Origin of the sequence: Pseudosulfitobacter sp. DSM 107133, from assembly GCF_022788695.1 — a bacterium.
GTDB lineage: Bacteria > Pseudomonadota > Alphaproteobacteria > Rhodobacterales > Rhodobacteraceae > Pseudosulfitobacter.
On record NZ_CP085154.1, the window covers coordinates 2,962,704 to 2,982,542 of the forward strand.

The 19,839-nt window shown below is 59.2% G+C and carries 21 protein-coding genes; 13 read left to right on the top strand and 8 right to left on the bottom strand.

Going from position 1 to position 19,839, the window contains the following annotated elements; all coding sequences use genetic code 11:
• Positions 1-5: 5 nt before the first annotated feature.
• The 3 genes from DSM107133_RS14655 to DSM107133_RS14665 all read right to left on the bottom strand — a co-directional run bounded on the left by DSM107133_RS14655 (position 6) and on the right by DSM107133_RS14665 (position 3,169).
• Positions 6-1,280 (bottom strand): sarcosine oxidase subunit beta family protein, encoded by a 1,275-nt coding sequence (locus DSM107133_RS14655; protein ID WP_114292281.1) that lies wholly within the window; start codon positions 1,278-1,280, stop codon positions 6-8.
• 194 nt (positions 1,281-1,474) lie between these two features.
• Positions 1,475-2,905 (bottom strand): Glu/Leu/Phe/Val dehydrogenase, encoded by a 1,431-nt coding sequence (locus DSM107133_RS14660; protein ID WP_114292280.1) that lies wholly within the window; start codon positions 2,903-2,905, stop codon positions 1,475-1,477.
• Between the two features lie 108 nt (positions 2,906-3,013).
• Positions 3,014-3,169, bottom strand: a complete 156-nt coding sequence (locus DSM107133_RS14665; RefSeq protein WP_162791964.1) for a hypothetical protein — start codon at positions 3,167-3,169, stop codon at positions 3,014-3,016.
• Between the two features lie 63 nt (positions 3,170-3,232).
• On the opposite strand from DSM107133_RS14665, the gene DSM107133_RS14670 reads away from it, so the two are divergent.
• The 3 genes from DSM107133_RS14670 to DSM107133_RS14680 are packed head-to-tail and all read left to right on the top strand — an operon-like array spanning position 3,233 to position 5,768.
• Positions 3,233-4,666, top strand: a complete 1,434-nt coding sequence (locus tag DSM107133_RS14670) for a TadE/TadG family type IV pilus assembly protein (RefSeq protein ID WP_114292279.1) — start codon at positions 3,233-3,235, stop codon at positions 4,664-4,666.
• Positions 4,663-5,205 carry a TadE/TadG family type IV pilus assembly protein gene (locus DSM107133_RS14675; RefSeq protein WP_114292278.1) on the top strand — a complete coding sequence of 181 codons (543 nt, stop codon included), beginning with the start codon at positions 4,663-4,665 and terminating at the stop codon, positions 5,203-5,205. Before DSM107133_RS14670 ends, DSM107133_RS14675 begins: the two co-directional genes overlap by 4 nt.
• Positions 5,205-5,768, top strand: coding sequence for a TadE/TadG family type IV pilus assembly protein (locus DSM107133_RS14680; RefSeq protein WP_240310422.1), 564 nt, complete (start codon positions 5,205-5,207; stop codon positions 5,766-5,768). Before DSM107133_RS14675 ends, DSM107133_RS14680 begins: the two co-directional genes overlap by 1 nt.
• Positions 5,769-5,804: 36 nt before the next feature.
• On the opposite strand, the gene DSM107133_RS14685 is transcribed toward DSM107133_RS14680, so the two are convergent.
• Positions 5,805-6,302: a hypothetical protein gene (locus DSM107133_RS14685; RefSeq protein WP_114292277.1), complete on the bottom strand. Its 498-nt coding sequence runs from the start codon at positions 6,300-6,302 to the stop codon at positions 5,805-5,807.
• A gap of 56 nt (positions 6,303-6,358) precedes the next feature.
• A complete protein-coding gene (locus tag DSM107133_RS14690; protein WP_114292276.1) occupies positions 6,359-7,303 on the bottom strand; it encodes an NAD(P)-dependent oxidoreductase in 945 nt (314 codons plus the stop codon).
• Between the two features lie 326 nt (positions 7,304-7,629).
• On the opposite strand from DSM107133_RS14690, the gene DSM107133_RS14695 reads away from it, so the two are divergent.
• The 7 genes from DSM107133_RS14695 to DSM107133_RS14725 all read left to right on the top strand — a co-directional run bounded on the left by DSM107133_RS14695 (position 7,630) and on the right by DSM107133_RS14725 (position 14,266).
• Positions 7,630-9,741, top strand: a complete 2,112-nt coding sequence (locus DSM107133_RS14695; RefSeq protein WP_114292275.1) for a PAS domain-containing sensor histidine kinase — start codon at positions 7,630-7,632, stop codon at positions 9,739-9,741.
• 117 nt (positions 9,742-9,858) lie between these two features.
• Complete coding sequence (locus DSM107133_RS14700) at positions 9,859-10,332, top strand: MarR family winged helix-turn-helix transcriptional regulator (RefSeq protein WP_162791963.1); 474 nt, start codon at positions 9,859-9,861, stop codon at positions 10,330-10,332.
• Positions 10,307-10,681: a response regulator gene (locus DSM107133_RS14705; protein WP_114292273.1), complete on the top strand. Its 375-nt coding sequence runs from the start codon at positions 10,307-10,309 to the stop codon at positions 10,679-10,681. Before DSM107133_RS14700 ends, DSM107133_RS14705 begins: the two co-directional genes overlap by 26 nt.
• Positions 10,682-10,770: 89 nt before the next feature.
• Complete coding sequence (locus DSM107133_RS14710; RefSeq protein ID WP_162791962.1) at positions 10,771-10,977, top strand: hypothetical protein; 207 nt, start codon at positions 10,771-10,773, stop codon at positions 10,975-10,977.
• Between the two features lie 237 nt (positions 10,978-11,214).
• Complete coding sequence (locus DSM107133_RS14715) at positions 11,215-11,661, top strand: MarR family transcriptional regulator (protein WP_162791961.1); 447 nt, start codon at positions 11,215-11,217, stop codon at positions 11,659-11,661.
• Positions 11,658-12,752 (top strand): HlyD family secretion protein, encoded by a 1,095-nt coding sequence (locus tag DSM107133_RS14720; RefSeq protein WP_114292271.1) that lies wholly within the window; start codon positions 11,658-11,660, stop codon positions 12,750-12,752. The genes DSM107133_RS14715 and DSM107133_RS14720 overlap by 4 nt, the downstream gene beginning before the upstream one ends.
• Positions 12,749-14,266 carry a DHA2 family efflux MFS transporter permease subunit gene (locus DSM107133_RS14725; protein ID WP_114292270.1) on the top strand — a complete coding sequence of 506 codons (1,518 nt, stop codon included), beginning with the start codon at positions 12,749-12,751 and terminating at the stop codon, positions 14,264-14,266. The genes DSM107133_RS14720 and DSM107133_RS14725 overlap by 4 nt, the downstream gene beginning before the upstream one ends.
• A gap of 12 nt (positions 14,267-14,278) precedes the next feature.
• Here the strand turns inward: DSM107133_RS14725 and DSM107133_RS14730 are convergent, their stop codons facing one another.
• Positions 14,279-15,238 (bottom strand): IS110 family transposase, encoded by a 960-nt coding sequence (locus DSM107133_RS14730; RefSeq protein WP_243253540.1) that lies wholly within the window; start codon positions 15,236-15,238, stop codon positions 14,279-14,281.
• A gap of 210 nt (positions 15,239-15,448) precedes the next feature.
• On the bottom strand, positions 15,449-15,760 hold the full coding sequence (locus tag DSM107133_RS14735) for a helix-turn-helix domain-containing protein (protein ID WP_162791993.1): 312 nt from the start codon (positions 15,758-15,760) through the stop codon (positions 15,449-15,451).
• 136 nt (positions 15,761-15,896) lie between these two features.
• Here DSM107133_RS14735 and DSM107133_RS14740 point away from each other — a divergent pair, with 136 nt between their 5' ends.
• Complete coding sequence (locus DSM107133_RS14740; RefSeq protein ID WP_114292798.1) at positions 15,897-16,631, top strand: MBL fold metallo-hydrolase; 735 nt, start codon at positions 15,897-15,899, stop codon at positions 16,629-16,631.
• Here the strand turns inward: DSM107133_RS14740 and DSM107133_RS14745 are convergent.
• The gene (locus DSM107133_RS14745; protein ID WP_114292771.1) at positions 16,610-17,104 is read right to left on the bottom strand and encodes a MarR family transcriptional regulator; all 495 of its coding nucleotides are present in this window, start codon (positions 17,102-17,104) and stop codon (positions 16,610-16,612) included. The two genes, DSM107133_RS14740 and DSM107133_RS14745, sit on opposite strands and share 22 nt — an antisense overlap.
• A 76-nt stretch (positions 17,105-17,180) precedes the next feature.
• Here DSM107133_RS14745 and DSM107133_RS14750 point away from each other — a divergent pair, with 76 nt between their 5' ends.
• Positions 17,181-18,044 (top strand): EamA family transporter, encoded by an 864-nt coding sequence (locus tag DSM107133_RS14750; protein ID WP_114292770.1) that lies wholly within the window; start codon positions 17,181-17,183, stop codon positions 18,042-18,044.
• Between the two features lie 465 nt (positions 18,045-18,509).
• Positions 18,510-19,838, top strand: coding sequence for a hypothetical protein (locus tag DSM107133_RS14755; protein WP_162791992.1), 1,329 nt, complete (start codon positions 18,510-18,512; stop codon positions 19,836-19,838).
• Position 19,839: the final 1 nt, after the last annotated feature.

The window sequence follows — 19,839 nt, forward strand, 5'->3', positions numbered from 1 at the left end:
GGACGCTAGTGTAGATTGTGCTGAGACCCGCTGGCCTCTTCGTCCAAAATTCCCCGCCCGGTGCGGAAACGGTCCAGCCGGTGCGCCGTGGCAACCGGATGCGGTGTGTCCGTGGCCAGCAAATGCGCAAAGGTGTGCCCCGAGGCTGGTGTCGCCTTGAACCCGCCATAGCACCAGCCGCAGTTCACATAGAGCCCGTCGATATGGGTGCGGTCGATCACCGGTGACCCATCAGGCGTCATGTCCATGATCCCGCCCCAACTGCGCAGCATCCGCGCCTTGCCGATCACCGGCATCAGGGTCATCGCTGCCTCGACCACATGTTCTGCGGTGGGCAGGTTGCCCCGCGCGCCGTAGCTGGAATACATGTCCAGATCACCGCCAAAGACCAGCCCGCCCTTGTCCGACTGGCTGATATAGAAGTGGCCCATGCCATAGGTCACCACATGGTCGATACAGGGTTTCAGCCCCTCGGTGACAAAGGCCTGCAGGACGTGGCTTTCAATCGGCAGCCGCATCCCCGCCATCGCCGCCACCTGGCTGGACCGGCCCGCGACCACCATACCGACCTTTTTGGCGCGGATCGCCCCGCGCGTGGTCTGCACCCCGCGCACGGCCCCGTTTTCAATGTCGATGCCGGTGACTTCGCAGTTCTGGATCAGATCAACGCCCCGGCTGTCGGCACTGCGCGCAAAGCCCCAGGCCACCGCATCATGGCGCGCGGTGCCGCCGCGTTTGTGGTACAGCCCGCCATAGATCGGAAAGCGGGTCTGGTCGAAATCCAGATAGGGCAGCACCCGCTTTACGCCTGCGCGGTCCAACAGGATGGCGTCGTCGCCCTGTGCGATCATCTGGTTGCCACGCCGCGCAAAACCGTCGCGCTGCCCGTCGGAATGGAACAGGTTGATGATGCCGCGCTGGGAATGCATCACGTTGTAGTTCAGGTCTTCTTCCAACCCTTCCCACAGTTTCAGCGAATGGCTGTAGAACTCGGAATTGCCGGGCAGCATGTAGTTGGCGCGCACAATCGTGGTGTTACGCCCCACGTTGCCGCCGCCAAGGTATCCTTTTTCCAGCACCGCCACATTGGTGATGCCATGTTGCGATGCCAGATAATGCGCCGTGGCCAGCCCGTGACCGCCACCGCCGATAATGATGATGTCATATTCGGGCTTGGGCGCAGGGTCGCGCCAGTGTGGTGTCCAGCCGGTGTTGCCGGTCAGGCCCTCTTTCAGAACCCGCAGGCCGGAGAACCCTTTCGTCAACCGATCAAAGCCCATGTCCCATCCTTTTCCCAAAGCACGCACAGGCAGGCTGGCGCATCAGATCAAAAGTATCAATGGGGCACCGGCAATCCACCCAGATTACCGACATCGACCATCATACCAGCGACACCAGGTTCAGCAGCGTCAGGGTGCGGTGCGTTTCGATCAGACAAAAGAGCGGGCAGAGGGGGGCCCCTGCCCGCATCAGATCACAGACCTTTGGCGCGATAGCTGGTCGCCACGCGGTCAATCGACACCAGATAGGCAGCGGTGCGCAGATCCTTGACATCGTCGCGCGAGCGCCAGACCTCGGCCATGGCCTGATAGGCCGTGCGCATCGTGTCTTCGAGACCCGAGCGCACCAGTTCAAGCTCCCCCGCGCCGCGCAGGTATTTGGTCTTGAAATCAGGCGACAGGGTCCAGCCCAGTTCCTTGTCCTTGGACAGCCGCTCCAGTTCTTCCACGATCAGCTGGTGGCGCGCCTCTTCCTGACGCCGCCCCATACGGCCAAAGCGGATGTGGCTCAGGTTCTTGACCCATTCGAAATAGGACACCGTCACACCGCCCGCGTTGGCAAACATGTCTGGAATGATCACACAGCCCTTTTCGCGCAGGATGTCGTCAGCCCCCGCCGTCACCGGACCGTTCGCAGCCTCGATAATCAGGGGCGCCTTGACGCGCTCGGCGTTGCCAAGGTTGATCACCCCCTCAAGCGCCGCCGGGATCATGATGTCACAATCGGCCTCAAGCACTGATGAACCATCCTCGACATAGGTCGCGTTGGGGTAACCTTTGACACCGCCATGTTCACGGATCCATTTTGCCACCGCTTCGACATCAACACCCTTGGCATCGGTCAGCGCGCCGTCGCGTTCGATAATGCCAGTCACCAACGCGCCATCTTCCTCTGACAGGAACTTGGCAGCGTGATACCCCACGTTGCCCAGACCCTGCACGATCACGCGCTTGCCTTCCAGCGTGCCGGTCAGGTTGGCCTTGGCCACGTCCTGCGGATGGCGAAAGAACTCTTGCAGCGCATATTGCACGCCGCGCCCCGTCGCTTCGACACGGCCCTGAATCCCGCCCGCATGGGGTGGTTTACCCGTCACGCAGGCCTTGGCGTTGATGTCTGTGGTGTTCATCCGCGCATACTGATCGGCAATCCATGCCATTTCACGTTCACCCGTGCCCATGTCAGGGGCCGGTACGTTCTGGCTGGGATGGATCAGGTCGCGTTTGGCCAGCTCATAGGCAAAACGGCGGGTGATCAGCTCAAGCTCGTGTTCCTCGTATTCGCGCGGGTCGATGCACAAACCACCCTTTGAGCCGCCAAAGGGTGCCTCGACCAGGGCGCATTTGTAGGTCATCAGGGCCGCCAGCGCCTCGACCTCGTCCTGGTTCACGCCCAGCGAATAGCGGATCCCCCCCTTGACCGGCTCCATATGCTCCGAGTGAACCGAGCGGTATCCGGTAAAGGTCTGGATCTTGCCGCGCAGGCGCACGCCAAAGCGTACCGTGTATGTGGCGTTGCAAACCCGGATTTTCTCTTCAAGGCCGGGCGGCAAATCCATCAATGCGACAGCCCTGTTGAACATCAAATCCACGCTTTCGCGGAAACTGGGTTCTTGCACGTTGCTCATGACACTTCCTTTGATCGCGACTCGATTCCTTCGAGACAACTGACTCCAACCTATGACGAAGCGATTAAGACTTGCGACTTTTTTAGGCATATTTTGCAGAATAAACGTTCAATCCAGCGGGCAATTGCAGGCAGAAACAATCTTCAACCCAATCCCATTACTGTCGACCAAACCGCCCGCAAAGCGCCACAATTGACGCAAAAACACCGTAAAACCACAGTGATTGCTCCATTCCGCCTGATTCTCACCACAATCGGCATCCATTAAGGACGCTGGTGAATTGGCCTGTGCGGTCGAATTTGCACATAACAATATTGGACCTGCATCATGACACGCATTTTTCGTGACACGAAAACCGGATCAGTCTCGGCACATACCTGCGGTTTGCGCGGATCAATGCGTGCATTCGTCGATGACGACGATGGGTCGATGACCATTTTCGCCTGCTTCCTCTTGATGATGATGCTGCTGGTTGGCGGCATCGGTGTCGACCTGATGCGCGGCGAAATGGAGCGCACGCGGCTTCAGAACACAATCGACCGCGCGGTTCTGGCCGCCGCCGATCTGGACCAACAGATGTCACCCGAAGCGGTGGTCACCGACTATTTCGAAAAATCCGGTCTGGGCGACTATTTGCAAAGCGTCACAGTGGACGAGGGTCTGAACTACCGGACCGTTACGGCGCGCGCCCGGACCAGCTCGAAAACCCAGTTCATGAGACTGATGGGCGTGTCGGAATTGAACGTGCCCGCCGTTGGCACTGCCAGCGAACGGATTGCCAATGTCGAAATTTCGCTGGTTCTGGATATTTCCGGCTCGATGTCCTCGAACAGCAAGATCGAGAACCTGCGCGATGCAGCAGGTGTTTTTGTCGATACTGTCATCCGCCCCGAAACCGACGATCTCGTGTCCCTGTCGCTGGTGCCCTATTCCGAGCATGTGAACGCCGGTAAAATGATTTTTGACGAACTGAATACCATTCACCGTCACAACTTTTCATATTGCCTGGAAATACCGGATTCGGAATTCAGCTCTGCCGCGTTTGACTTGACCCGCACCTATGACCAGATGCAGCACTTTCAATGGAACTATGACGGTTACAACAACGACCGCACGGATACCGTTTGCCCGCAATACAACTATGAAACAATCACACCACTTAGCCAGAACGCCACACGCCTGAAAGCACAGATTAGCAAATTCCAGCCCCGTGCCGGTACGTCGATCTTTCTGGGTATGAAATGGGCCACCGCCCTTCTGGACCCGTCCTTTCGCCCTGTCGTCAACAACCTGATCACAGACAACAACATCGACAGCGCGTTTTCTGGGCGTCCCGTTGCCTATGACGATCAGGAAACCCTGAAAACCATCATTCTGATGACCGATGGCAAGAACGACCGCTCGAACCGCATCGCCGACTGGGCCTATGACTCCAGCAGCGACTACGTTCACTGGAGCAACTACAACTTCAACTGGTACCTCAGCCGCTACGTCAACTATTATGACCGCAAGTACTTTTATGTATCGAACTACTACACAGCCTCGCAAGGCGACTATTTGCTGGACAACATTTGCGACGCCGCCAAGGAAAAGGGCATTGTGATCTGGGCCATCGGCTTCGAGGTCGACGACCACGGTGCCGAGCAGATGAAGAACTGCGCCTCGACACCCAGCCACTTTTTCCGGGTCGAAGGTGTCGAGATCACCGAAGCGTTCAAGGCCATTGCCCGCACCATCAACCAACTGAGGCTGACACAATGATACGCAAGTTCATCAAAAGCCTGCGCAGGTTCAAAAAAGACGACCGCGGCTTTATGCTGGTCGAATTCGCGCTGGCGATCCCGCTGATCTTCACCATGTTCCTGACCTCGGTGGAACTGGGCATCTATACGACCCGCCAGATTTTTCTGGACCGCGGCATGGAGATGACCATTCGCCTGGTGCGCCTGAACACCGGCAAGAATTATTCACATGCCGAGCTCAAGGACAGTATCTGCCATTTCTCCGGCTTCCTGCCCGATTGCGACACCCGGTTGCGGTTGGAAATGAACCCGATTGATATGCGGGATTTTGCCGGCTTCCAGGGCACCGCGGATTGCATTGACACCTCGGAACCGGTGACGCCGCTGCGCAGTTTTTCGCATGGCTCCGACCATTCGATCATGCTGATGCGCGGCTGCTATATGTTCGATCCGGTGTTCCGCATGAACGGCTTGGGGGAGAGCTTTGCCGAAAATGGCGATGGCGCTGGTCATGCCAAAATGGTCAGTGTCGCGGCCTTTGTACAGGAGCCACGCTAATGTCCCTCTCCGCCCGCTTTCAATGGATGCGCCGCTTTGTGCGCAAAGAAGATGGCAACGTGGCCGTCGAAACCATGGTCATCATCCCGGTGCTGTTCTGGGGCTATCTGACCATGTACGCGATCTTTGACGCCTATCGTCAACAGACGCTGAACGAAAAGGCCGCCTATACCATTGGCGACATGATTTCCCGCCAGACGACACCGCTGGATGTGGCCTATCTGGATGGCGCGCGATCCCTGCTGAAATATCTGACACGCAACAGCGGCGTGGATCCGACCATTCGTGTTTCGTCGATCAAATATGACGCCGAAAACAACATCTACAAACGCGACTGGTCAAAGGTCCGTGGCAGCAACGCCGACGCACTGACAAACACCGACGTTGAAAACTGGCACGACCGCTTGCCGGTCATGCTGGACAATGAACACATCGTCGTGGTCGAAACTTTCGTAGACTACAAACCTGCATTCAACATCGGTCTGGAAGAACGCACAATCCGGCAATTTGTCTTTACCCGCCCGCGCTATACGCCGCAGGTGCTTTGGAGCAACGGCAGCTAAAGCGGCTTTGCCGGACGTTGCAGCTGGCGTTGGTCTTTATGACGGGTTGCCCATATCTCGCTGTGCGACCTTGATTGCAATAATCTCGGACACGGATTTTGATTGCGATCCGGGCGTCATGCCGCCCACGCCGATCCGGCGCCCGATACGCCACCAAAGCCCCGGCTGCCAACTGCGCGTGCCGGGGCTTTTTGTTTTCAACAGAAAACCGTTCGACGGCTTAAAGGCGAAAAAGCCGCGGTCAATGCTTTCGATCTCGTCGATGGTGGCCAGCACGTTGCCCGCCGTATCGCGCAATTCGGTTTCGGTCAGCACGACAGTGTGGCGCGTGGCCTGCCACATCCGCATTGCCAACCAGATGGACCCGGCGCCGATCACCAGCAGGAACACTTGCCAGCCCAGTGCGGGCGGCTGGAAAACCGCCAGATAAATCAGCAACAGCCCCAGCGTCGCCACCGAAACCACGCCAATGATGCGCCGCCCGAATGAGGCGGATACTGCGGCCAGAACGTCGTCTGGGTTGATCTGTTGCATGTCGGGTCCCCTGCGTTTGGTCCCTTGTGCAACGGCGGGTGCCGCGGGGCAAGCGGTCAGTGACGGCGCGCCACCTCATAGCCGCGCTCTTCGGGTTCGCCGTCAACCAGTTCCTGCGGAAAACCGTCGGCCAGAATGCGCAGCCCCGTCGCCTCTTCCAGCCGCTCGATCATGCGGTCGGATTGGGCGCGCTGGCCATAGCGGGCCTGCCCGTCACTCATCATCTGGATCAGCAAGGGCGAGATTTCGAGCGGCACATCTGCGTCATCCGCCAGCTTTTGAAACAGGCCGATGTCTTTCTGGATCAGGTCCATGGTAAAATTCACATCCCGCGATCCCGACAGGATCAACTGGCTTTCGGTCTCGTGCACAAAGCTGTTTCCCGATGACATCGCAATGGCTTCATAGGTCAGCCCCAGATCAACGCCCGACGCCTTCATGACCGTCAGCGCCTCGCAAAGCGTCAGCAGGTTGGCCGTGGCCAGATAGTTTGTCATCACCTTCAGCGTCGATGCGGTGCCGATGTCGCCCACATGCAGAATGCGACGGCCCATATGGGTCAGCAAGGGCAAAACCCGTTCAAAAGTGGCGCGATCACAACCGGCATAAATCGAGATGTTGCCCGTATCTGCACGATGACAGCCCCCGGAAACGGGGCAATCAACCGCGCGGCCTCCCGCGGCTTCGACCAGTCCGGCCAACCGCCGGATTTCCGACGCATCGGTCGTCGACATTTCGACCCAGACCTTGCCCTCGCAGATCTGCGGCAACATCTGCTCCACCACCGCAGCCGAGGCCGCAGGCGACGGAAGGCAGGTAATCACCACATCACAGTCGCGCATCATCTGCGCCGGCCCCTGCCCTGCAGTCGCACCCTCGGTGACCTTGCGCGCAACCGGCGCCGGGTCAAGATCGTGCACCGTCACGTCCTGACCATTGCGCACAAGACTGCCCGACAACTTGCCGCCAACATTTCCCAATCCGATAAATCCGACTTTCATGTAAAAAAACTCCCCGTTTTGGCGTAAATGTCATAGCCTGATGGCATCAAGTCCGTTCTAAATGCGACACAACAGCGACACCCGACAGAGAAGCCAGCCGGAGACCCCAAGCCACGCTGGGAATCGCGATGCGTTCGCACAATAGTACGGTCCAGCAAATTGCACTTACTTTTGACGTCAGGGCCAAGTAGATTAATCTTTCCGGCAGCATATCTCCACGCAAACGCGCCCGTACAGGCAAACTGAGTGCTCAGTATTTTGCATCGGTTGTCCTGCCGACGCTGTTGTGTGCTGTTGCCGCCAGTATTCTAAGCCTGCTGGTGACGATGAACACGACCGCCCACCAGCTCGAACATCACATCGAAACACTGGCCAGTCTCGGCAGCGTACAGATTTCGCAACAGGCGCAGCATCCCGAACAAATTCAATCGATTCTGGACAGTCTCGTTGCCTCGCAGGATCTGGTCGGTGCCAGGGTCACAGGTATCGGCCCGTCTGACATTGTCGCAGGCCAGGTCACACATCTCGAAGTGCCATTGGCGGTCACCACACCGCTGGTACGCGACCAGGGCGGGGTGAAAACGCCAATCGGCACCCTGACAGTTTATGCAACCCTCTCTTCCAGCCACAATCGCAGCATTGTTCGCGCTATTCTGATCCTGTGCGTTGCCGGAATGTGCATCGCGGTAATCACATTGGCACTGTATTCCATGCTGAACCGCAGCATCTTGACCCCGCTGGACGAAATTGATCAGGGATTAAAAAGGTCAGACCCCGCGCAGCCCGACTTTGCCGTCAGTTTCAATGAAATATCGCAGCGGCATATGATCGACCCCCTGCGCAGTATTGTAGACTCGATTGAAAACATGCGCGCCCGGATTATCAGGTCGGATCGGGTCTCGGTTCAGCAGCAACTGCGACTGGCACGCGCGATCGAGATTGCAGGCGTGGGCTATGCGTCGATTGACATGGACAAATGGTGCTTTTGCGATTGTGACCATACGTTTGCCGCCATGTTGGACAGAACGACCGCACAAATTTTCAAACCCGATGCCATTGAATCCATTCAGCGTCAGATGATGCTGGATTTTGACAGGGAGAAAAACAACGCGCGCCGCGCTGCGGTTCTGAACGGAGAAACCATTGACGAAACCTTTCGCCTGATTTGGCGTTCGGGCGAAATCAGATACATCCGCGCCATTCTGGAACCCCAACCCGCCACCGCAGGTTCACCGCGCATGTTAGAGTTGGTGGCGCAGGATGTCACCGACATGCGCCTGACGGAACAGCGTGCCAATCAGGCAGAACGCATGTCGACAATTGGCAATCTGACCGGCGGCGTTGCCCATGACTTTAACAACCTGCTGGCCATCATTTCCGGCAACATCGAACTGACAGAGGTTGCTGAAACCGACGCGGAACGCTCTGCCTATCTGGACAACGCGCTAACCGCCGTGGCGCGCGGCGCGGCACTGACCCAACAGCTTTTGGCCTTTGCCCGCAACCAGCCGTTGTCGCCATCCATTATCGCCCCCTACAAACTGTTGACCGAAATGCTGCCGATGATCCGCATGTCGCTGGGCCCCAAGGTTGCGCTTAAGCTGCCATCGCATCCGGGCAACTGGCTTATTCGCGCAGATCCAACCCAGTTGGAAGCCTGCCTGCTGAACATCGTAATCAACGCAGGCGACGCCATGCCGAATGGCGGCACGCTGACCCTGACCATTTCTGATCGCAAGATCGACCCCCATCAGGCGCGCCAGATCGCAGGGGCGGAGCCCGGCGAATATGTCTGCATCGAACTGGCTGATTCCGGCCACGGCATGAACCGGGCTGTCGCGGCCAAAGCCTTTGAACCGTTTTTCACCACCAAGAACGTTGGCAAGGGAACCGGCATGGGCCTGTCGATGGTCCTTGGGTTCGCCCAGCAATCAGGCGGCTTTGCATCACTGCACACGATTCAGGGCCGTGGCACCGCCGTGCGGGTTTTTCTGCCGCGCGCCATCAGCCGACCACAGGTTCAGCAGGATGCGAACGCCCCGCCGGAAGAGCAGAATGGCAAGGAAATCCTGAAAGACAGCCACGTTCTTCTGATCGAAGACGAAGCCCAGTTGCGCAAACTATATGCCACCTATCTCGAATCGATGGGGTGCAAGGTGACCGAAGCAACCTCGGGTGAACACGCTGTTGAACTTGCCCGCACACTCGATCCTCCCACCGTCATCCTCAGCGATGTCGTCCTGCCCGGTGGCCTGAACGGCGTCGATACCGCCGACGCGCTGGCTCCGTATTTTCCGCAAGCGGCCGTCGTCTTTATTTCGGGTTTTTCCGAAAATGCCGCTTTGCACAACGAAATGTTGGCAGCCGGGAGAATACTGCTGTCAAAGCCGTTTAGCCGCGCCAGACTGGAAGCGGCTCTTATTAAGGCTATACTCTAGCATTCAAGCGAACAATAAGCATCCCAAGGTCCGTATGATTAACTGCCTGTCGCGCGCATTAAGACACGTCACCCTTCTGAAATCGAACACGATTTCCTGCTCGGAAGTTGGCCGGAAGTGACCGGCCAAAATGTAGACAAAACCACGATGGCCGCCGCTGTTTTGCTTGAGCGTATGATACGCGATACCTATTCAGCGCGTCATTCGTCGGAAATCCAACCCTTGCAGTGGTCTATTTTGCGGTATCTTGCGCGCACCCCCGAAGACCAGCGACAGCTGCGCCGCATCGCGCCCTTTCTGAACCTGACCCCTGCCCCCGTGGCCCGCGCGATTACCACGCTGGCCCAACGCGGTCTGGTCACCCAAAGTGTCAGCGCCGCGGACAGCCGGATCAAGACGATAACGTTAACCAATTTGGGGCTTGAAGCTTTGCTTGAGGACCCTATCGTTGACGTAGCGGCAAGAATTGACGCGCTGCCCGATTTAGAACGCATGAATTTTATCCGCTCGGTGCGAACGCTCGCACTGGGCACGGCATTAGACACCAATCCAGCGGGGGACGCTCATGACAAGGCAGATACTTCTCGTTGAAGATGACCCGGCCGTGCGTCATTTGATAGTGCAGTTCCTGACACGGGCCGGAGCCAATGTACACGAAGCCGACAGCCTGGAACAAGCAAGGCAGATCTTGCGGGACCGTGCCGACATCGACCTGGCGATTCTTGATTTCTGGCTGGGAAAAGACACCGCAGTCGGTTTGATGGATGACCTGCGTAACGATTTGAAAGGGCTTCCAATTCTCATTATTTCCGGCGGCAACACGGCCACCGATCTGGAAACCACACAGGCCATTGCCGACATCAGCGGTGCGGTGGCCTTCCTGCAAAAACCGTTTCGCAAGAACGATCTGCTCGAAGCCGTGGAAACGGCGCTGTCCTGACCACCGGATTTGCCGCGATCCATGCACTTTCGGGTTGATTTGTTTGCTAGTAGCAATAAAATGCTACTTATCGAATTTGGAGGCAGTTCATGAGTGGTCTTGCAGAAGACGCAGTCGTTGAAGCGAAACAGGTAATTTCGGATCTCGCCGGATATCTAAGAGCTGTCGGGCATGACCTGACGGACGATTCGGCGGCGCAGGTGGATACACTGGCGCAGCGGCTGGAAATAATCGCGCGCGACTGTGAACAGTATCGTCGGCGTAGCACACCGAAGCTTTACTGCGTAAAAGGTTGATTCCCCCACCTTTTAGGTGGTCTGACGTTTATACGGATTGCTTCGCGATCCCGTAGCCGCTCCGCTTGCTGTGTACCATCGGGTGATCACGCAACCGGTTTTCCAAAACTCCAATAACTCTACGATGCAGCGCACTCTGTGTATTGCTGCACCCTTTACTGTGCAAATTTGCACATTGCCGCACCTTCTTTTCATATATGTCCGTATTATATGCATCCGTACCAAACGGAGCGAACCATGAAAGACATCGGAATTTTGCTGCACGAAACAGCCGGGCTGATGCGCCGGCGGTTTGAACAGGCCGCCCGTCCCGAAGGGCTGACGCTGATGCAATGGCGCGCCCTTGGGCTGTTAGAGCGCGAAGGCCCGCTGCGTCAGGTCACGATCAAGGAAGCGCTCGAAGCCTCGCCCATGACCATCAGCGATCTGGCCGACCGGCTTCAGGCCGCAGGTCTTGTGACCCGTCAGGTCGACCCGCACGACAGCCGTGCCAAGACGCTGACACTGACCCCGGCAGGTCAGGCCAAAGTCGCCGGAATGCACCGGATCAGCGAAGCTGTGTTTGCCGAAGTTTTTGCAGGGGTCAGCCCCGAAACCGCAGCCGCCCTTCAAGACGGTTTGCAAGCCATCAAAGACAATCTGGGCCGCACCCTGGCAGCGCCCGACAAGGAACCGAAACGATGAACGCCCGCCCTGACCCTATCGCACCCGCAACCGAGGCCGCCCCGGCACCCAAAGACGCGCAGCCCCCTGCCCCCACACGCGGACGGCGGCGGTTGCTGATGCTGTCGGTGCCGCTGGTGCTGGTCCTTGCAGGTGCCGGTGCATGGCTGTTTGGCGGGCGCTACATCACCACCGACAATGCCTATATCCACCAGCCCATGACCACGATCTCGCCCGATGTCAGCGGCCGTGTCAGCGATGTTCTGGTCACTGAAAACCAGTCGGTCACCGCAGGAACGCCGCTTTTCCGGCTTGATCCGACCGACTATCGGATCGCCCTGGACACTGCCGACGCCGGCCTGGCATCTGCGCGTCTCGCGGTGGCTCAGCAGCGGGCAGCTTTTCAGACCGCACAGGCGCAGTTGCAGGCCTCGAAAGCCATCGAAGACGTCAAGGACCGTGAATTGAAACGCCAGCAGCAGCTGACCGACCGCGGCATTGGCACACAAGCGTCACTGGACGAGGCAACGATTGCCTTTCGCTCGGCTTCAAACGCCGTAACTCTGGCTCAGCGCCAGCTTGACGCCGCAGCCGCCGCGCTTGGCGGTGATCCCGAGGCAGACACCGATACATTGCCATCGGTGCGCGCCGCCCTTGCCGCCCGCGAAGCCGCCGAACGCCACCTGAAACAAACCGAGATTTCTGCCGCCAGCGATGGCACAGTCAGCCAGATCGAAAGCCTGAACGTCGGGCAATTTATCGCCGCAGGTACGGGCATCGCCACACTTGTCGACAGCGGCCAGACCTGGGTCGAGGCCAATTTCAAAGAAACCCAACTGGCAGAGCTGCACCCCGGCCAACCCGTCACAATCGACGTCGACGCCTATCCCGGTCTGGAACTGACCGGCACCGTCGAAAGCCTTGCCTCGGCCACGGGTTCGCAGTTTTCGTTGATCCCCGCACAGAACGCGACAGGCAACTGGGTGAAGGTGGTCCAGCGGGTGCCGGTGCGCATCCAGATCCAGACAACAGCAGATCGCCCGTTGCGTGACGGCATGAGCGTTTCCGTGTCGGTCGACACCGGCCACGACCGGTTGGAACGCCTGAAATGAGCACCGCAGCTGCATCACCGCCCATGCTGACACCCCCCAACGTCAAGGTTGCCGCCCCCGCGCTGCTGACGGCGTCGATCATGGTGGCCACAGTGATGCAGGTGCTGGACACCACGATTGCAAACGTCGCGCTGCCGCATATGGCCTCCAGCCTGAACGCGACGCAGGAAGAAATCACCTGGGTGCTGACCTCGTATATCGTCGCCTCGGCCATCGCCACACCGCTGACCGGATGGGTGTCCGACCGCCTGGGCCGGCGCATGGTGTTCCTGGTCGCAATCGCGGGCTTCGTGTTGTCGTCGATGCTGTGCGGGTTCTCCACCAGCCTGCCCGAGATGGTGATCTTCCGTATCGTGCAGGGTATTTGCGGCGCGTCCCTGATCCCCATGGCACAGTCGGTTCTGCTGGACATCAACCCGCGCGAAAAGACCGGACAGGCCATGGCCATCTACGGTGCGGGCATCATGGTCGGGCCGATCATCGGGCCCACGCTTGGCGGCTACCTGACCGAAGTGTTCAACTGGCGCTATGTGTTCTTCATCAACCTGCCCGTGGGCATTGTCGCCCTGCTGGGCATCGCAGCCTTTATGCCGCGTGAAGCAACCAAGGAGCGCCGCTTTGACATGATGGGCTTTGGCCTGCTGGCCATCGCCGTCGGCGCGCTGCAACTGATGCTGGACCGTGGCCAATCCGCTGGGTGGTTCACCTCTTTTGAAATCCTGCTCTATGCGGGGCTTGCGGTTTCGGGGCTGTGGGCCTTTGTGATCCATTGCTGGGGCGCCAAAGACCCCTTTGTCGATCTGGGCATGTTCCGCGACCGCAACTTTTTCATGGGCCTGATCTTTATCTTTGTCATCGGGATGACACTGTTTTCCGGCCTCGCGCTGTTGCCGCCGCTGCTGCAAAAGCTGATGGGCTATCCGGTGATCGAAACCGGTCTGGTGATGGCCCCGCGCGGCGTTGGCACCATGGTGTCGATGATCGTTGTGGGCCGTCTGGTCAGCCGTTTCGATCCGCGCGGGCTGGTGCTGTTCGGGCTGGGGCTGACCGCATGGTCGCTGTACCTGATGACCGGCTTTGAAACCGGGATGGACGCCCATCTGATCATTGTGACCGGTGTCATGCAGGGCTTTGGCCTGGGGTTTGTCTTTGTGCCCCTGTCAACGCTGACCTTTGCCACCATTGCACCGCATTTTCGCGGCGATGCGACGTCGATGTTCAGCCTTGTGCGCAATGTCGGCTCGGGCGTGGGGATTTCGCTGGTCACTGTGGTGCTGTCACGCATGACAACGGTGAACCACGCCGAGATTGCTTCAACGCTCACCGCCCAGTCGCCGCAGGTGCGCGCAACCATGCCGCAATTGCTCGACTCGATCCCGCTCTATGCCTCCATCGCAGACAGGCTGGTGACACAGCAGGCGGCGATGATCGCCTATATCGACAACTTCTTTTTGATGATGTTGCTGACCCTATGTGCCATCCCCGTCGTTTTCTTCCTGCGACGCCCCAGCTAGCAACTGTATTTCTCAAGCGAGTTGAGTAGTCCATTTCTGCCGACTTTTGCAAAGGGCGTTCACGATTGTCACAAGCTTTCTTGCGACGGCGGTGATTATCACTTTGTGTGGTTTTCCGGCTTCGCGAAGGCGGTCTGCGAACGGCTTCAGGACGGGATTGTGGTGACTGGCGACGAGCGCCGCCTGGAACATAACGTGTCGCAGCGGGCGCCGGCCGCCTCCGATAGCGCGCTTGCCCCGCATCGCGCCGCTGTCATGGGCAATGGGCGCAAGGCCTGTCAGCGCGGCGGCTTGTTCGCCCGTGATCTGGCCGAGTTCCGGCATTTCAGCGATCAACATCGTGCTGGCGACCGGGCCAATGCCGGGAACTGAACGCAAGATGGCAGCAGTCGTGGCAAGGCCTTCCTCTGAGGCGATGATCTGTTCGATCCGGACCTCAAGTCCTGCAATCTGGCGATCCAGTAGGTCTTTCAGGTCACCATCCATGACGTCGAACAGATCATCCGAACCCAGTTTCGCATGCGCCTTGATTTGCGCCAAAAGCCGTTTGCGTGTTTCGACGAGCTGACCACGCTTGGACACCAAAGCCCTGAGAAGACGTATCTTTTCATGCGGCAAGGTCCGCCCTGCATCAGGCCGAAAGGCCATGAACCGCGCGATAAGCTCCGCGTCGATCCTATCCGTTTTCGCCCGCGTGCCCCGGCTGGCGGCAAAGGCTTTGATTTGCGCGGGCGGCAGTTGCCTGGTCGCGACCCCTGCAACGTCGAGGGCCGACCACAGACGCCATTCCTGCCCCCCTGTGGCCTCAAAACAAACCAGCGCACAGGCTGACTTTGCCAGGGCGCCCACGCGCGCATGCCCGTCCTCGGAATTGGGCAATCGAAGTCTCTGATTGCTTGGCAGGCAATGAATGTCCAGCCAATCGCGGCTGACATCTATGCCAAGGATTGCGTCTCGTGTTATCCTGTTCATGTTCTCTTCCTTCTGATCCGTGGTCCAAGCTGGCCACAAGCAACTGTTCGAGATGGATGAAGAGAGACAGTGCTGGCTCGCTAGCAAACGTGGTCCCAGTTCAACTTGGGCCACAAGGCTCTGACGCCATACAACGTCCCGTCAGTGACCTCGGCCAAGGTCGCTGACGGGGGAACAATAACAGATCGGAGATACAGAAGGGTCTGGCCCCTAGGGGCTGGTGACCTCGAACCTCTGGTTCCAGTCATAAAGCTGCGACAGGATTTCGCCCAGCGCGCGCCCTTTGCCGGTCAGCGAATATCCGACATGCCGGCGCGCGTCGTCCTTGACCTCCCGCGCGACCAATCCGCCGGTCTCGAAATCGCGCAGCTGGGCGCGCAGCACCCGTTTGCTGATCGGGTCCAGTTCGCGTGCCAGCGCCAGAAAATGCATCTCGCCGCCGAGCAGACAGTGCAGAATGTGCGGCCCGTGCTTGCCGCCCAGCGCGCGCAGGGTCTGCGCAACCGGACAATCTCCGGTCACCGGGTCTGTCCATGGTCTTTGCCGAGGGATCGAATGCTGCATATCTTTCTACCGGTTACAAAAAGGTGCCCAATTGCGACCGCCCAAGCGTGATGCCATCAGCGACCAACACCACGTTATCAGCTGGAACGGCCAAATGACAAAAACATACATCGAACCCATCGCCATGCTTCCCTTCGGGATGCTCAACGCCTTTTTGCTTGTGCAGGATCAAAAAGCTGTTCTGGTGGACACCGGCCTGCCGAAGGCTGCAAATCATGTGGCAAAAGCCTTGAAAAAACATGGGCTGAACTGGGCCCACATCAAGCTGATCGTTCTGACCCACGGGCATATTGACCACGCGGGAAGTGCTGTCAGCCTGCGCGCGCTGACGGGTGCACCAGTGCTGGCCCATGCAGGCGACCTCCCCTATTTCGAGGGCAAGGCCCCGGTGCTGCACCCCACCGGCATGTTTGGTCGGTTGTTTTTCAAGACAGGCGCGATCCAGCAGCCATTCGACTATTTCACCCCCGACCACGTCATGACGGACGACGCTCTGGATCTGGCACCTTTCGGATTTGACGCGCGCATCTTGCGAACCCCCGGCCACACCCCCGGATCGGTGTCGGTGCTGCTGAACGACAGGCGCGTCATTGCCGGTGATCTGGCAGCCTCGGGTATTCTGTTGGGCGGGATCGCGCTGCGCAGCTGCCCCAAACAGCCCCCGTTCGAGGAAGCCCCCAAGACAGTCGCGGCTTCGTTGGAGCGGCTTGTGTCACTGGGATATGAACAGTTCTATCTGGGCCACGGCGGCCCGCTTGCTTCCAGCATGATTGAAAAGCACATCCGGTTCCTGCGCCGCCTGCCGGCTCAGCCTTCGGGCGCTTCATAAGCGCCCAGCCATTGCCGCAGCAGCCCGTCCAGCGCATCCCGCTGGTCGGTGCTGAGCGCAGACAGAATGTCGTGCTGGTTGGCCACATGTTCCGTGACCACCCTGTCGATCATCGCGTAGCCCTGCGGCGTCAGCGCCACCACCGACCCGCGCCCGTCCTCGGGGTTTGGCCTGCGTTCCACCAGCCCCGCAGCGGCCAGCCGGTCAAGCCGGTTGGTCATTGTTCCCGATGTCACCATCGTCCATGAAATCAGCTCGGACGGGCTCAGCGCATAGGGTGGGCCCGCGCGGCGCAGCGTGGCCAGCACATCAAAGCTGGCCGCCGTCAACCCGTTGGCACGATAGACAGTTTCAAGCTGCGCTGCCACGTGATTGTGCAGCCGCTTGAGACGTCCAAGCACCCCCATCGGCACGACTTCAAGGTCGGGCCGTTCGCTTTTCCATTGCGCAAGTACACGGTCTACATGGTCCATGTCGCCACTTTAGGACTTGTTACCTTGACGTCAAGAGATATAGGTATATCTTGACGTCAAGATAAAGGACCACCCCATGAGCCGAACCACCGACCTTGCACTGGCCGCACTGGCCCCCGCGATCTGGGGCAGCAGCTATATCGTGACAACGCAGATGTTGCCCGACGGCTATCCGTTAACCGTCGCCATGCTGCGCGCCCTGCCCACGGGCATTTTCCTGATGCTGATTGCCCGCCGCCTGCCGCCCCGTGCCTGGCTGGGCAAGCTGGCCGTGCTGGGCGCGCTGAACTTTTCGATTTTCTGGGGCGCGCTGTTTCTGGCCGCCTACCGCCTGCCCGGTGGCGTGGCCGCGACCCTTGGTGCGGTGCAGCCGCTGATTGTCCTGCTGCTGGCACGCGCCTTGCTGGGTGGCACATTGCATCTGCGCGGCGTAATCGCTGCCATCGCCGGCATCTTTGGCGTGGCCCTCTTGGTGCTCGACCCATCGGCGCGCCTTGACAGCATTGGCATCATCGCGGCCCTTGGCGGTGCTGTGTCCATGGCCTGTGGTGTGGTGCTGACCCGCAAATGGCAACCGCCCGTCCCGGCACTGACCTTTACCGCGTGGCAATTGACGGCGGGCGGACTGTTGTTGCTGCCCTTTGCCATGACCTTCGAGCCGGCCCTGCCCCCGTTCACCACACCCCATATCGCAGGGTTCCTGTGGCTTGGGCTGATCGGTGCCGCCCTGACCTATTTCTTCTGGTTCAGGGGCATCGAACGGCTTGGCCCTGCGGCCATCACCCGCTTTGGTTTCCTCAGCCCCCTGACGGCGGTGTTGCTGGGCTGGCTCATTCTGGGCGAAACCCTTGGACCCGCACAACTGGCCGGTGCCCTGATTGTCATCCTCTGCATGGCCTTTGGCGGCGCACCTGCACCCCGTCGAGCATTCTCCGGATGACAAATCTCATCGGTACGATACCGCCACCAGCGTCACGCGTTGCGAAACCTCGGTAAATCAGGCCTTGTGCATTGCGCTTGGCGGACCCCTTCAGCGAAACCGACTTTTGTGGGTTCGACAAAGCCATTCCCTCCGAAGACACGCCCAGCACCAGCCCCCCTTTTCTGACGGAAAAATTGTCAAAGACGTGTCGCCGCACAAGGTCACACAGGGGCGCGAACGCATCGCCGATGCTCCGGCTCTCCAGCCACGCCATCCAGGGGCCAAAGAGCCGACCTACGCTGCGCCGCTGAAATAGCTTCGGCGTTTGCTCGGGTCTGGACCCTAGAAAAGGGCAACGTGGCTTGCTGCAAAAACCATTGCAAAAATGAATTGAAGGGTGTTTTTCTTGCTTAGGTTGATTTTCGCGTTGGTATTATGAAACAAGCTGTCATCATTCTACACGGCATGGGCGAGCAAATTCCAATGGCCACGTTGAATGCCTTCGTATCTTCTGTCTGGACGAAAGACGGCTCCCTGGTAGATGCTGACAGGCCAGACCCGAATACTGGCGGTGTCCGTCATGGCAACGTTTCCTGGGCGAAGCCGGACGAACGCAACAGTTCAACCGAGCTACGCCGCATCGCCACCGAACGTGATAAAGCGGGCAACTACACGGATTTCTACGAATACTATTGGGCGCATATGATGCAGGGCAACACGTGGGAGCACGTGGTGACGTGGATCAAAGACCTACTCTTCCGGGTCCCGCCCAAGCGGGTCGCCCATGCATGGGTCGTGCTGTGGATCATCACGGTGATCGTCGGTGGGATGACGCTCTGGGGGATGTGGCCGAAAGAAGCACCGAAGCTGTGGGTGGCCTGGGTCTCTGCACTTGGCGGGATGGCGGTGTCGACCTTCGTCTCGGCGGTGCTGGTCAAGCGCTTCGGAGACGTCGCCCGCTATGTCAAAGCCTTGCCACCCAACGTTGCCAAACGCCACCAGATCCGGCAGGCGGGCGTGGACCTGCTGTCGCGGCTGATCGATGACCCAGAATACGACCGGATCATCGTCGCCGCCCATTCTTTGGGGACCATCGTCGCGTATGACATCCTCGCCCAGACCTACACCCGCTACAACGACCAGCACGAAGACGCCCCGCAGCCCGAACGCGACTCGCTGGAACAGATGATCCGCGACGCTAAGGCGAGCGGCAAACTGGACATCGACGCGTTTCAGGACCAGCAGGCCAGGGCTTTTGCCGAGGCCAAGGAACAGGGCTCCCCTTGGATCGTGTCGGATTTCGTGACGATGGGCGCGCCGCTGACCCATGCGGAATTCCTCGTGGCCGAAAGCGACGAAGACCTGCGCGCCCGCCAGCAAAACCGCCTGCTGCCGACCTGTCCTCCGACGCTGGAATACGACGGCACGACGAAGATGCAGCACTTCAGCTATTCCGGCAAACGCGACCGCAAGCCCGGCGATTGCCGCACGCCGCACCACGCGGCGCTGTTCGCCTACACCCGCTGGACGAACCTCTATTCACAGGAAAAGGCTATCCTGACCGGAGACCTGATTTCCGGCCCCGTGGGCGCGGCCTTTGGCCTGCCGGGCGACAAAGGCGTGGTGCAGGGCGTGCGCGATATCCCCGTGATGCCCGCGCTGGATGCCGACGGAAAGGTGGCCGAGGGGCACAAGCGGTCGTTCTTTTCGCACAACAATTACTGGGCGATGGACAAGGGCACGGACAAAGGGAACTCGGGCGTCCCGCACCACATCGCCGAACTGCGCCGCGCCCTGCGGCTATTGGGGTAGG

Coding starts and splice junctions, on each gene's coding strand:
- DSM107133_RS14655 (WP_114292281.1), bottom strand. CDS start 1,280: ATGGGCTTTGATCGGTTGACGAAAGGGTTCTCCGGCCTGCGGGTTCTG.
- DSM107133_RS14660 (WP_114292280.1), bottom strand. CDS start 2,905: ATGAGCAACGTGCAAGAACCCAGTTTCCGCGAAAGCGTGGATTTGATG.
- DSM107133_RS14665 (WP_162791964.1), bottom strand. CDS start 3,169: ATGGATGCCGATTGTGGTGAGAATCAGGCGGAATGGAGCAATCACTGT.
- DSM107133_RS14670 (WP_114292279.1), top strand. CDS start 3,233: ATGACACGCATTTTTCGTGACACGAAAACCGGATCAGTCTCGGCACAT.
- DSM107133_RS14675 (WP_114292278.1), top strand. CDS start 4,663: ATGATACGCAAGTTCATCAAAAGCCTGCGCAGGTTCAAAAAAGACGAC.
- DSM107133_RS14680 (WP_240310422.1), top strand. CDS start 5,205: ATGTCCCTCTCCGCCCGCTTTCAATGGATGCGCCGCTTTGTGCGCAAA.
- DSM107133_RS14685 (WP_114292277.1), bottom strand. CDS start 6,302: ATGCAACAGATCAACCCAGACGACGTTCTGGCCGCAGTATCCGCCTCA.
- DSM107133_RS14690 (WP_114292276.1), bottom strand. CDS start 7,303: ATGAAAGTCGGATTTATCGGATTGGGAAATGTTGGCGGCAAGTTGTCG.
- DSM107133_RS14695 (WP_114292275.1), top strand. CDS start 7,630: ATGAACACGACCGCCCACCAGCTCGAACATCACATCGAAACACTGGCC.
- DSM107133_RS14705 (WP_114292273.1), top strand. CDS start 10,307: ATGACAAGGCAGATACTTCTCGTTGAAGATGACCCGGCCGTGCGTCAT.
- DSM107133_RS14710 (WP_162791962.1), top strand. CDS start 10,771: ATGAGTGGTCTTGCAGAAGACGCAGTCGTTGAAGCGAAACAGGTAATT.
- DSM107133_RS14715 (WP_162791961.1), top strand. CDS start 11,215: ATGAAAGACATCGGAATTTTGCTGCACGAAACAGCCGGGCTGATGCGC.
- DSM107133_RS14720 (WP_114292271.1), top strand. CDS start 11,658: ATGAACGCCCGCCCTGACCCTATCGCACCCGCAACCGAGGCCGCCCCG.
- DSM107133_RS14725 (WP_114292270.1), top strand. CDS start 12,749: ATGAGCACCGCAGCTGCATCACCGCCCATGCTGACACCCCCCAACGTC.
- DSM107133_RS14730 (WP_243253540.1), bottom strand. CDS start 15,238: ATGAACAGGATAACACGAGACGCAATCCTTGGCATAGATGTCAGCCGC.
- DSM107133_RS14740 (WP_114292798.1), top strand. CDS start 15,897: ATGACAAAAACATACATCGAACCCATCGCCATGCTTCCCTTCGGGATG.
- DSM107133_RS14745 (WP_114292771.1), bottom strand. CDS start 17,104: ATGGACCATGTAGACCGTGTACTTGCGCAATGGAAAAGCGAACGGCCC.
- DSM107133_RS14750 (WP_114292770.1), top strand. CDS start 17,181: ATGAGCCGAACCACCGACCTTGCACTGGCCGCACTGGCCCCCGCGATC.
- DSM107133_RS14755 (WP_162791992.1), top strand. CDS start 18,510: ATGGCCACGTTGAATGCCTTCGTATCTTCTGTCTGGACGAAAGACGGC.